Below are 11,453 nucleotides of genomic sequence, written 5' to 3'. Positions count from 1 at the left end.
CGCCCCGCCAGAGGCGGGACGCTTCCATCATCAGCTTGCGCGGCGCGATTTCAACCGGGCTCGCGCGTACAGGCTAGTACTGAACGCCGAAGCGGACGCCGATCGTGCGCGGACGCATGACGGTCGCACGTTCACGGTCGAAGACGAAGTTGTTGCTCGTCATCGCCACTTCATTGGTCAGGTTCTCACCAAACAGCTCGACCGACCAGCGGTCACCAGTGAGGCCAGCACCCAGCGCCAGCGTGGTGTAACCCTCCACGGTCGCACGGTTGATACGGATCACATCCGATTCCGAATCTGTGGAGTAGACCAGCTGCGGCATCACGTGCGCCGTCACGCCGTTTTCCAGTTGCCATTCATAGCGCGCACGCAGATTGGCCTGGAATTCCGGCGCGAAGGCCAGCGGATCGCCGACCTGGACGTCGTCGGTCGGGACTTTCACTTCGGTGATCTCGGTGTCGAGCGCCGAGAAGGCACCGGCAATGGTCAGGCCTGGAACCGCATCGACCTGCCAGTTGAAGTCGCCTTCAATGCCGCGGATTTCGGCATCGGCGGCGTTGGCGGAGAAGAACAGGTTGGTGATGCTCGGGTCGAAGATCGTGGTCTGCAGGTCTTCGATCTCGATATAGAAGACGTTGCCGTTGAAGCGCAGCGCCCCATCGAACAGGAAGGTCTTCCAACCCAGCTCGTAATTCGTGATTTCATCGGTATCCAGAGCAAACGGCACAGTGAAGCCGTTGGGGCCCTGAGCGCCGCCAGGACGGTTCAGCAGACCGGGACGGAAGCCTTCCGAATACGTCGCGTAGAACAGGAGATCGGTATTCGGCGTCCAGTTGGCCGTGAACTTGGTGATCACGCCATCGGTTGCTGCCACGTTCGGAGCGCGCACCGCGGCATAGACTTGTGCGGCCTGGGCCGGGCTGAGGCCTGCGGCGATGATGTCGGCCACCGAGTCGTCCAGAGTGAAGGTCTGCTGGTTTGCCAGACCAGTGCCCCGGAAGGTGTATTCGCCGTCGCCATTGTACAGGTCCGAGATATCCGTACCGAAGGCCTGCTGATCGACAGACGCGCCGGAGTTGAAGAAGGATGAATTCGCACTCCCCTTCAGGTCGACTTCGACGTCGTAATAGCGAGCACCCGCGATCAGCGACAGCGTGTCGGGGATCAGGTCGTAAGTGACCTCGCCGAAGACGCCGAGCTGTTCGTCGGTCCGGCGCACATCGTTACGGAAGATGACAGCCGGCGGGAACGGACCTTCATCCGAGCGATAACCGGTCTGGAACGGATAGTTGTCCACGAACGGACCGAACGGATCGGCGGCCTCGGATCCGAAATAGGTGAAGTCGTTGCGTTCATCCAGCTGGGTGTCGGAATAGAACACACCGGTGGTCGCGCGCAGGCGAGCCGTCTGCGGGGTCAGGACCCGGAATTCGTGGCTTTGCACGGTGGTTTCCGAGGTCGATGCGACGATCGCGTTTGGCGCCTGGCAGGTGCCGGACGGCGCCGCGGATCCCGGATAGGTCACCGACCCGTCGCAGACATAGTAGGGGAAGTACTGACCGACGAACATGTAGTCGGTGTAGTCCACCGTCTGATCGGTGTTCCGCTCGGTGTAAGCGCCGGTATAGACGGTTTCGAGTGCCCCGACGCGTCCTTCCAGTGTCCAGGAAATATTGGTGAACTCGTCTTCGAGCTCATCGTCCTCGTAGCGCTGGATTTCCCAGTCGTCCAACTCGGGATCAACGAAGAAGACACCGTCCTTGTCCAGCGATTGCTGCGCGAACGCGACATCGAGACGCCAGTCGGCGTTAAACTCGTAGCGGCCGCTCACTCGGAAGCCTGAATAGGTGGTGTCGTTGAAGTCTTCCTCGGTCCGGCCGGCATTGTTGGCCTCAAGGAAGGTAACGCCTGACAAATCCTGACCGGCCTGGAAGCCAGCGCGCCGAGGCGCGACGGGCACGCCGTTCGAGCGCACGGTGCCGGCAGAGCGGAAGCGCGCCGATTCCGACAGGTCGCGTGTACCCGCCACGTTGTCGATATAGCCACCGGCATGGTCGGCATAGACCACGCCGCGCACGGCGAAGTTCTCGGCAACGGGATAATTGACCACCGCCGTGACGTTCGAGCTCATCTCACCGCCATCGGTCCAGGAGAACCCGAAATTGGCGTTGGCCTCGAACTCGCCGATCACCGGCTTGTTCGTGATCAGGCGCACTGTGCCTGCCTGAGAGGAGGCGCCGAACAGCGTGCCCTGCGGTCCGGGCAGGACCTCGATGCGTTCGAGGTCGGCTGCATAGACGTCCAGATTGCGGCCCGGCTGAGCAAGCGGCTGTTCGTCGAGATAGAAGGCGACGTTCGGCGCGAGACCGGCGACACCGGCCACGGTGAGGCTCGGCGTGGTCGATGCGATGCCGCGAATGTAGATGGTGCGCTGGCCCGGGCCGTTGCCGCCGGCGCTCACGCCCGGCAGCTGGACGAGGTAATCGCTGAACGTATCGATCCGCAATTCCTGCAGATCGCCGGTGTCCAGTGCGCTAACCGCAACCGGAATGTCCTGGGCGCTCTGCTCGGTCTTGGTCGCGGTCACGGTAATGACGTCGCGTGTGCGGGCCGATTGACCCTCTGCTTGAGCGTGCGCCACGCCGGCCGTCGCCGCGGCGGCGGCCGCGGACACGAAGACGGTATTCAATAGAATGTTCTTTTTCATGGGCTTCCTGGTTTTCTATTCGATCGGCTGACAAGTCACAGCGGGACGAGTTCCCGCCGGATCGGTAAGGGCGTGCGTGCGTGAACCGGGATCGATAGATGCGGCGCCGAAACTCGAAAGAGACGTGGCGCGGGACACGAAGATGTGCCTCAGACCCCCGCAGGCCTGAGGTGACCTAGCCCGAAAATGCTTAGAGCTCAAATGACCCAGGGGGCATTGCCGCAATATTGTGACATTTCTGCCACTATTGGAGTCTGGCGAAAACAGGCTTCCGACAGGTGCGCGGGTTAGCCCACCGGATCCTCGTCCGTGGCCCATTCTTCCGAGGTGAGGATCGGGGAGGCGGATATCGCCTGGGCGTCCATCAGCGTCGCGATCCGCTCTAGAGAGGAGAGCAGCATGTGTTGCTCCCAGCAGGCCAAGCTACGGAAACGAGACAGGAATCCGGCTTGGAGCAGCTCCGGTGCTGACCGGTAGGCCGCTTCTCCCTTCGCGGTGAGAAGAATATGTGTCACCCGCCGGTCTGTCGGCTTCTCGCGCCGTTGCACGAGACCGAGGGCCTCAAGCCGATCCACGATCGTCGTGACGGTGGCCGGGCTGGCTGCAATCTGCTTGGCAATATCGGTTGGACACAGGGGCCCATCCTTGTCGAGCGCCATCATGACCACAAGCTGGGGCGCGGTTAGCCCCGTCTGCTTTACGAGCTGGCGTGACTGAAGGTCGATAGCCCGGGTGATTCGGCGCAGGGCGATAAGAATCTGGTCGTGATCGGTCATGCGGTCGATCTACGCGTCCCAATCCCGTCTCCGCAAGTCTGTGACCTGCGAGAGGGCCCGCCGGGGAAGCCGGCGGGCCCTCTTCACTCATCTTGATAGTTTGGGTTCAAAGAACATTGAGCATGTCGGCGACGAGCGGGTGACGCACGATGTCTTTTGCTTCGAGCCGGCAGACCGCCACGTTCTCGAGAGCGTCAAGCCGGTTGGCGATATCGAACAGGCCGGAGAGTTCGGGCAGTAAATCCGTCTGGGCCGGATCGCCGGTTACGATCATCGTCGAGTTCCACCCGAGGCGCGTGAGCAGCATCTTCAATTGCCCGTAGGTGCAGTTCTGGGCTTCGTCGACAACGATAAAGGCATTGTTGAGCGTGCGGCCGCGCATGTAGGCGATAGGCGCGATCTCGATCAGCCCCTCGGCCATCAGGGCCTTGAGCCGCTTGGGCGAGAGCCGGTCCGCGAGCGCGTCGTACAGTGGACGCAAATAGGGTGCGAGCTTCTCTTCCATCGCGCCGGGCAGGAAGCCGATGGATTCCCCCGCCTCAACCGCCGGGCGCGACAGGACGATCCGGCCGATCTCCCCCGCCTCCAGCGCTTCAACCGCCTTGGCCACCGCCAGATAGGTCTTGCCTGTACCCGCCGGGCCGAGCGCGAGAACCAGGTTGTGATCGTCGATTGCGCTCATCAGCTTGGCCTGGCCGTCTGAGCGCGGTTTCACATTCTTCATGTAGCGCTGATCGCGCATCGGATCGACATCGTCGGGGGTCCAGGCCGTTCCCGGAAAGAGGGCGCGGACTTTCTCTTGCTCGTAATGCTCGGCATTGAATTCACCCGAGCGGCGTTTCGCGGCGCGTTTGGCCATGGCAGGACCTCCAGACAAGAAAAAACCCCTCGCTGGATAGCGGAGGGGCGGATGATGCTTGCGATGAAAGGGGAGCGGCCGAAGCCTCGGCACGACCCGCGTTCGGCGGTGCCACTGAGGGACGGGGCGGTGGTGCAAACGCCATTTTGGCGCCTCCTCCGTTCGGTCGCTGACCCGATGCGATGCGACTCCTTGAACTCGAATCGCATACGCAGTGTCATTCTACTCTGGTGAATGAAGTATGAGTCCCTGCGTCGCAGAAGTTTCATCCCGCGTCGCAAAAACGTCACGCGCTACCCAAGGAGTTCTCCCATGATGCGCATTTTCGAGCTTGACGGTGATCGCCCCGACTTGAGTGGGGACAATTGCTGGGTGGCACCCACGGCAGTCCTGCTCGGCAAGGTGGTTCTGAAGACCAACGCGTCGGTCTGGTTCGGAGCGGTCCTGCGCGGTGACAACGAAACGATCACGATCGGCGAGGATTCCAATGTGCAGGACAATACCGTCATGCACACCGACATGGGCTTTCCGCTGGATATCGGCAAAGGCGTGACGATCGGGCACCAGGCCATGTTGCACGGGTGCAGCGTTGGTGATTATTCGCTGATCGGCATTGGCGCGACCATTCTGAACGGCGCGAAGATCGGGAAGAATTGCATCATCGGCGCCCATGCCCTCATCACGGAGGGCAGGGAAATTCCCGATGGTTCTGTCGTGATGGGCGCGCCTGGCAAGGTCGTCAAGCAGATCGCACCCGGCACCGAGGAGATGCTCAAGGCCAGCGCGGATCACTATGTGGAAAATGCCCGCCGCTATGCGCGAGGGCTGTCCTCAGTCTGATCCGGATGAGAGGCCGGACAGGTCCGAAGCTTATTGCGGCCGTCCCCAGAGTTCACGAATGCGCTGATCGGCTTCGCGTCCCAGGTTGAACCAGGCAGTCCGGTCGCGGCTTGCGTCCACGACCAGCAGTTTGTCATCGCGGCTCAGGGCGTGGCTGAGTTCGTTGCGCAGGATCGCGGCCGTGTAGGGCGCGCGCACAAGCCAGACGCCATGACCGATCTGTTCGGTATCACCGAACTCGGACAGGGCGGCGGCGAACTCGGCTTCGCTCTCTTGGGATAGATGGGCGATGACGACAAAATTGGCGGTGCGGGCATCGCCGGGCGCCGGCCGCGGACGGCGCTGGGCCGGGGTCTGGCGGGCCTCGTCGAACCAGCCCTTGAACTGGTCGACCTGACGGGCATCCAGCCAGCCCGCTTCGCGGCTCTGGGAGACAGTCGAGTGCGCCGCGACGCGGCCTTCCTTCACGAAGGCATGCATCTGGGCCGGAGTGTAGGGACCGTAGACACGTCCCTCCACTCGAACAAACCAAGAGGTCGCACTAGCGTCGTCACGAGGCATCGGCATGTCGCTCCGGTCTTTCATAGGACATCTGCTATGCCAGTCATGAGGCAAGATTCAGGCCACACGTTTAGTATGGGCTGTATCTCAGACAGTTTAAACGGGGATGGTCGGTTTCGCCACAGTTCCCGGGGCCAGACCTGTCAGGCGGCAGGCGGGGTCTGGGGCGATGCAGGCGGATCGAAGGAAACGGCAAACCCGTTATCCAGCCAGCGCGCGACTCGCCCGGACATTCCGCCGACACGCACGGACTCTCCAACTCTGGGACGTTCCAGACAGGCGAACGCTGCACCGGAAATGGACACATCGATGACGTTTGCCCGGATCACGACGCCGTCGCGCAAGGTCAGGGTTGCCTGGCCGCGCGACGGCTTTCGCGCCCCGCCGCGGTCCTCGTTGAGGCCCAGCCGCGCCATGTTGAACTGCCAGGTGATCGCGTCGGCCAGACGGTCGCGCTTGCGGTCGGAAAAGCTGAACCGGACCGCGAAGCCGGCGCGGCCGGCCCGCACGACATCGCCTTCCAGCCGGCCAAGTCCCTCGAACAACATGACAATATGATCGTTGACCGGAGGCGGGACCTCGGCCGAGATGCGAGCGCCTCCAGGAGACACGTCCACCAGCTTGCAGGCAAACTCACCGCGAACGGGGTCGAGATACCGGCCCGGGATGGAAAGCTGAACCCGCCGGAAGCGGCGCTGTTCCTGTGCGCCGCGGGCTGCGATCTTGATCTTGCGCTTGTCCAGACGCGATTTGATGTCGGTAACCGTGCTCATCGTCTGCCCACCCGGTGGAATACAAGCGTGGAGTATCCGCGCGAAATTTTAAAAATTCGCTAGGCCTGCCGGATGTCTACATCGCGTCGTTGGCGGCCCGGGCCCGGGGACGTGCCTGCGCAAGGGGGGCGAACACGTTGACGCTCTGCGCCGGCAGGCTCGCCGGATGGATCTCGCGGATTTCGTGCGACACCACCGGGCGATGTCCCAGCGTCCCGCCGCTCAGCGGCTGATAGAGGCCGAGAACGCGGTCGACGATGCCCTCCGGACCGCGCAGCGGCAGGATGGATATCTCCACGGCAGCAGAGCGCATGTCGATTGAATGAGCTTCCACGATGGCCGTTGCCGGCGCAGGCGCTGTCAACGCGCCTTCGAGCAGGGCGCTCATGTGGAGACGGTCATGCCCGCGCCAGAGCGACAGGAAGTTCTGATCCTTGAACTCGCGCCGGTGCATCTGACACAGCGCACTCCCGGCGAGCCGGAAGATGTGATGATCGGCGTCGATGCGTCTGAGCAGGAAGAGATGACCGAGCAGGCCGGACACGTCCTTCGGCGCGATATCGGCACGCCCCGGCGCATTGCGTCCGAGCCGGCGGGTGTTCCAGTATTCGTACAAGGTTTTGGTATTCGTGTGCCGCACGGCCGGCTCCCTCATCCCTGATTGGGACTAAATCCCCAATTCGGTTCCAGTTTCCGGACCGATTGCAAAGGTCTTGCCAACTCGTAAACGCGCCGGGGTCACCGCGCCGGACCTTCGGTGGCCCGCGCCTTGCACGAGTGAGGGCAAAGATGGATGGAGTCCGCCCATGCGCGTTTCAAAGCGATACGCCACTCTCGCCTCGGCCGTGGCGGCCGCGTTCCTCAGCAGTGCCGCGTCGGCGGGAAATCCCGATCCGACACCGGTCAGCCCGGCCCCGCCCAGCCATTGCTGCACGCATCCCGGAGGCCCGACAATTAACGTGCCGGGCGTGCATATCGGCGGCCCGAGCGTTCATGTCGGCGGTCCGAACATCAATATCGGCGGCGTGAACGTGAACAGCTCTGTGAACGTGAACGTCCAGGCCAATGCGTCGGCTAGCGCGATGGCACGTGCGAGCGCGATCAACAACAGCTCCACCGTGGTCTATGGCGGCGGCACCTGGATGCCGCCGGTCTCGCGCGGCGGCGGAGGTGCGGCCATTGCCGGTCTGCGCCTCGCCGGTGAATACGAGCAGGTAGAAGAAGAACGAAGCCGCTATGTCGAGGGCTGGCGCGTGGTTCGTGCAGTGTGCCTTGATGATACGGGTACGCCACACCCCGCTTCGCGCCCCGATCCTGACGAGCGCGTTCCGCGAGAGTTTGACGGCGAAATCTATCGTTGCATGGCTGGCACTTGGATGCAGACCAGCATTGGCTGGCGCGAAGAGGGCGTCGATCGCTTTGAGGACGGCCAGACTCTGGTGTGCGAAAAGGGCGAGGCGCTTCGCCATGCGCCGGGCGGCCGGCTCTACTGCGCGACCGAGGAACCGAGGCGCAATTGCAACGAGCGGTCGCTGCTACGCCGCTACGGTCCGGGCATCAAGCTGGTGTATTACCGCTATGAAGAGACCTATACCGAGACGGTGGAACGCCGTTCGGAACGGGTATCGGCCCAGTCTATGACCATCATGCTCGATGGCGGTGTGGGCAGCTACTAGATCGCGCGATCGCATAACAAAAAAGCCCCGGCCATGTGCCGGGGCTTTGCTGTTTCTGCAGGGGTGTTTGGTCCTAGTATTTGTAGGACAGCACGACCCATTGCTTCGTTCGGTCCGCGGGTGCAACCGCGCCGCCCGGGCCATCATAGTCTGCGATCTGGAAGGCGAGTTCTGCGTGCTCTCCCAGACCGAGAGCCAGTTCGAAATCCCATTCCTCACCCAGATCTACGCCGGTGCGTTCGGCACTGAACTCGTGACGGGCCAGGAAGACCGACCAGCCGGTGAAGACCGCAGAGTTCAGGTCGCCGCCGTAAGCGGCTTCAAAGTAGAGATCTTCCAGGCCGTCGGGGCCCGCCATGGCGCTGCCGCCGCTGAAGGTGTCCGCCCAGCCCTGGAAGCTGTGATTGGCGGCGAGGGGGTTGGCGATCGAGGTCGATCCGTCGCCTTCGATATTCACGTATCCGGCAGCAAGCGAGCCACCGAAGCGAGAGACGCTTGCCTCGCCCGAATAGAAGGTCAGGTCGAAATCGGTTTGTGCGGAGCCGTAGTCGCTCTGTTGAGCGATCATCGCCGAATAAGCCAGGGCGGTCTCGCCATAGCTTCGGGTTCCGGAGATCTCGGCGCCGACCGTGCTGTTGGAGCGGTTCTGCGGCGCGCTGCTATCGGTCAGGTCGATCAGGTAGGCAAAGCCGGACACCGTCACGTTTTCCGTGGCAGCCCAGCCGGCATGGAAGAGGTGGGCGTCGGTATCCCAGCTCAGGTCGCCCGGCCCGCGGTTGAGTTGCCAGTGGTAGACATAGTCCAGTGTGACCGGCCCGTTTTCGAACTGCAGCGCAAGCGCGTCGTGCGAATTTTTGTCCTGACGCCAGCCTGGCGTGCCGATGAAGCGGCTGCCGTCAAACCCAAGATGCTGGCGGCCGAGGCTGCCTGACCATTGATCGTTCGGAGCAAAGCGCAGCTCCAGACGCTGCAACTCGGTCATTGCCTCGTCATTGATCGTCGCAACGCCGGGGCGCGACGTCTGGCTGGTATTGCGCAGGCCGTCGGTAAGGTCGGCCACATTCTCGATTTCAGCCAGAACGGAGAAACCGTTGCGTTCCGGTGATTGCCAGCCGAGCCGGGTACGGACCGTCGCGGCTTCGGCATCGTCCTTGCCGGCCTGTTCGACATGCTCGTAGCGGGCGCGAACATCCAGAAGCAGGGTGCCGGGCAGCTCTTGAGCGGACACAGAAGGGGCGCTGGCTGCGGCGCACAGCGCCGTAGCGGAAAGGAGATAGAGTTTCATTTTTGGGTCTCTTGGTTGTTCTAACCGTGGGAGGGATCAGGCAGCGCGAAGTGCCGCGATGAAGGTTTCGAATTCGGTTTTCCAGGCCTCGTGGCGCTTATCCATTTCGCCGGCGGCCTCAAGTACCGAGCGCGAAACCGCATCGGTCTGCCGGGTGGTCTCGGACACGTGCCCGACGCCTTCGGCCGCTTCGGTTGAACCGTCCTGGGCGCGTTGGGCCGACTGGGCGATTTCGGAGGTCGCGGCACGTTGCTGTTCGATCGCCGATGCGGACGCCACGGCGATTTCTCCGAGCTGGGACACGGCAGCGAGTGCTTTTTCAGCCGATTCAGCCGAACGCCTGGACGAACTCTGGATGGCTTCAATGCGCTCCGCGATCTGTTGCGTCGCTTTCCCGGTCTGGCTGGCCAGTGCCTTCACTTCGCTGGCCACGACGGCAAAGCCCTTGCCGGCTTCGCCTGCGCGGGCCGCCTCGATGGTCGCGTTGAGAGCCAGCAGGTTGGTTTGTTCGGCTACGGTGTTGATCAGGTCGACAATGGCGCCAATGGCGTCAGCGGATTCGGCGAGTTCCTTCATCACCGTCGCACTGGACTGGGTCTCGCTGCTGGCAACCTTGGACAGCTCGCTGGTCCGGTTGACCTGTTCGGAAACCTCGGTGATCGACGCGGCAAGCTCCTCGGCGGCGGCCGCGACGGCCTGAACGCTGTTGGCCGCCGACTCGGCAGCTGAACGTGCGGTCTCGGAACGCCCTGCGGCTTCAGCTGACGTAGACTGCATCTGGGAAGACGAGGCGCTGAGCTGCTGAGAGGCGGCCATGACGCTGGACAGAAGCTCGGTCGAGGCGGATTCAAACCGGCTCACGGCCGTGTCCACCGAAACCTGGCGCTTGGTCTTGGCCTCGTTCTCGCGAGCTTCACGCTCGCGCATCTCATCTGCCTGAGCGAGCGCGTCTTGAAGCGAGGCAAGGCCGCGGTTGAGATCGCCGAGCTCGTCCTTGCGCTTCGTGTCGCCAATGGCAAGCCCGCGATCGCCGGCAGCCAGGCGTGAGACGATCGTCTTGGCTTCGGTCAGCACCTTGTTGATCGAGCCACCGATAATCTGGGTCAGTGCGAACAGGCCGGCAACGGTGACAATGACGGCCAGGATCGTGACCCAGAAGGCCACGGTCTCCATCCGGTCCATCTCGGCGCGCGCCGCCGCGAGATCGGCGGCCGCGCCGTCGCGAACCGTCTCGATCTGGCTGTCCATGCTGTCGTCGAATACGGCAAGCCGGTCGAAGAACCGGTTCATCGCGGCCTCGTCCATCGTGGCCAGTTGCGGCGCCGCGGCTGAAATCAGAGCGCGCAGATCGGCGTATTCGGTTTCCAGCGTGGCGATCGTGGCTTCGTAGCTTGGATTCGAAACGACGGCTTTCACATCGTTCAAGGTCGTGCCCAGATCGTCCAGGTTGGCGAGTGCGGTCTCGGTCCGCTCAGGGCTCGGGGCGCCGGCCGCGAGATAGGTGTCACGCAGCAGCGAGGTCAGGTCTTTCTCGAAACCGCTCGCCGCGATCAGATTGGTCGTCGCTTGCCGGCTGCGGGCATCGGCCTTGTCACCGGCATGATCGACCGTGGTGTTCGCAGCCACAAAGCCCAGCATCAGACCGACCGACGCGCCAGCCAGAATGAGAAGCCGCATCCTCATCGAGAAGCGCTGGAGATTGAAGAATGCCATCGTCACGTACTCCCGTTCAGCCTGGGTCGCAGGCGGTAGAAACTGTCCCCTTGCGCGTTCCCGGAAATATGGCTGCCTCGGAGTGCGACTGAGAGGCAAACCCTGATCGTGAACGCGTTCAATATATTTGATATAACAAAGTGGGTTAACGTCGGCTTTCCGTTGTTGCTCGGCGGCGATGGTGGAAGCTCTTTCCGGTAGCGATCTGGAATTAAACGAGAAACGGGCGCCCACCTGGGCGCCCGTTTCTTTCAGGTTATAAT

Annotated in this window: 10 protein-coding genes; 2 read left to right on the top strand and 8 right to left on the bottom strand. The window is 62.7% G+C overall.

Features of this window, described 5'->3' with window-relative positions; translation table 11 throughout:
* Window positions 1-73: 73 nt before the first annotated feature.
* From E5162_RS13290 to E5162_RS13280, 3 genes are all read right to left on the bottom strand, one after another.
* Window positions 74-2,707, bottom strand: coding sequence for a TonB-dependent receptor (locus tag E5162_RS13290; RefSeq protein WP_135945762.1), 2,634 nt, complete (start codon window positions 2,705-2,707; stop codon window positions 74-76).
* Between the two features lie 287 nt (window positions 2,708-2,994).
* Window positions 2,995-3,483, bottom strand: coding sequence for a MarR family winged helix-turn-helix transcriptional regulator (locus E5162_RS13285; protein WP_135945761.1), 489 nt, complete (start codon window positions 3,481-3,483; stop codon window positions 2,995-2,997).
* A gap of 106 nt (window positions 3,484-3,589) precedes the next feature.
* On the bottom strand, window positions 3,590-4,342 hold the full coding sequence (locus tag E5162_RS13280) for a PhoH family protein (RefSeq protein WP_135945760.1): 753 nt from the start codon (window positions 4,340-4,342) through the stop codon (window positions 3,590-3,592).
* A gap of 315 nt (window positions 4,343-4,657) precedes the next feature.
* On the opposite strand from E5162_RS13280, the gene E5162_RS13275 reads away from it, so the two are divergent.
* On the top strand, window positions 4,658-5,182 hold the full coding sequence (locus E5162_RS13275; protein ID WP_135945824.1) for a gamma carbonic anhydrase family protein: 525 nt from the start codon (window positions 4,658-4,660) through the stop codon (window positions 5,180-5,182).
* Between the two features lie 30 nt (window positions 5,183-5,212).
* On the opposite strand, the gene E5162_RS13270 is transcribed toward E5162_RS13275, so the two are convergent.
* From E5162_RS13270 to E5162_RS13260, 3 genes are all read right to left on the bottom strand, one after another.
* Window positions 5,213-5,701 carry a GYF domain-containing protein gene (locus tag E5162_RS13270; protein WP_233342099.1) on the bottom strand — a complete coding sequence of 163 codons (489 nt, stop codon included), beginning with the start codon at window positions 5,699-5,701 and terminating at the stop codon, window positions 5,213-5,215.
* Window positions 5,702-5,886: 185 nt separating this feature from the next.
* Window positions 5,887-6,516, bottom strand: a complete 630-nt coding sequence (locus E5162_RS13265) for a PilZ domain-containing protein (RefSeq protein ID WP_135945758.1) — start codon at window positions 6,514-6,516, stop codon at window positions 5,887-5,889.
* A 76-nt stretch (window positions 6,517-6,592) separates the two neighbouring features.
* Window positions 6,593-7,156, bottom strand: coding sequence for a PAS domain-containing protein (locus E5162_RS13260; RefSeq protein WP_135945757.1), 564 nt, complete (start codon window positions 7,154-7,156; stop codon window positions 6,593-6,595).
* A 166-nt stretch (window positions 7,157-7,322) separates the two neighbouring features.
* Here E5162_RS13260 and E5162_RS13255 point away from each other — a divergent pair, with 166 nt between their 5' ends.
* On the top strand, window positions 7,323-8,192 hold the full coding sequence (locus tag E5162_RS13255) for a hypothetical protein (protein ID WP_174235012.1): 870 nt from the start codon (window positions 7,323-7,325) through the stop codon (window positions 8,190-8,192).
* A 73-nt stretch (window positions 8,193-8,265) separates the two neighbouring features.
* On the opposite strand, the gene E5162_RS13250 is transcribed toward E5162_RS13255, so the two are convergent.
* Both E5162_RS13250 and E5162_RS13245 read right to left on the bottom strand, forming a co-directional pair.
* The gene (locus E5162_RS13250; RefSeq protein WP_135945756.1) at window positions 8,266-9,477 is read right to left on the bottom strand and encodes a hypothetical protein; all 1,212 of its coding nucleotides are present in this window, start codon (window positions 9,475-9,477) and stop codon (window positions 8,266-8,268) included.
* 36 nt (window positions 9,478-9,513) lie between these two features.
* Window positions 9,514-11,190: a methyl-accepting chemotaxis protein gene (locus tag E5162_RS13245; protein ID WP_135945755.1), complete on the bottom strand. Its 1,677-nt coding sequence runs from the start codon at window positions 11,188-11,190 to the stop codon at window positions 9,514-9,516.
* Window positions 11,191-11,453: the final 263 nt, after the last annotated feature.

Source organism: Marinicauda pacifica (assembly GCF_004793635.1).
Taxonomy (GTDB): domain Bacteria; phylum Pseudomonadota; class Alphaproteobacteria; order Caulobacterales; family Maricaulaceae; genus Marinicauda; species Marinicauda pacifica.
The sequence above is the reverse complement of the archived record's forward strand: the minus strand, read 5'-3'. Positions and strand labels throughout refer to the sequence as shown.

Coding starts and splice junctions, on each gene's coding strand:
- E5162_RS13255 (WP_174235012.1), top strand. CDS start 7,323: ATGCGCGTTTCAAAGCGATACGCCACTCTCGCCTCGGCCGTGGCGGCC.
- E5162_RS13275 (WP_135945824.1), top strand. CDS start 4,658: ATGCGCATTTTCGAGCTTGACGGTGATCGCCCCGACTTGAGTGGGGAC.
- E5162_RS13265 (WP_135945758.1), bottom strand. CDS start 6,516: ATGAGCACGGTTACCGACATCAAATCGCGTCTGGACAAGCGCAAGATC.
- E5162_RS13245 (WP_135945755.1), bottom strand. CDS start 11,190: ATGGCATTCTTCAATCTCCAGCGCTTCTCGATGAGGATGCGGCTTCTC.
- E5162_RS13290 (WP_135945762.1), bottom strand. CDS start 2,707: ATGAAAAAGAACATTCTATTGAATACCGTCTTCGTGTCCGCGGCCGCC.
- E5162_RS13280 (WP_135945760.1), bottom strand. CDS start 4,342: ATGGCCAAACGCGCCGCGAAACGCCGCTCGGGTGAATTCAATGCCGAG.
- E5162_RS13285 (WP_135945761.1), bottom strand. CDS start 3,483: ATGACCGATCACGACCAGATTCTTATCGCCCTGCGCCGAATCACCCGG.
- E5162_RS13250 (WP_135945756.1), bottom strand. CDS start 9,477: ATGAAACTCTATCTCCTTTCCGCTACGGCGCTGTGCGCCGCAGCCAGC.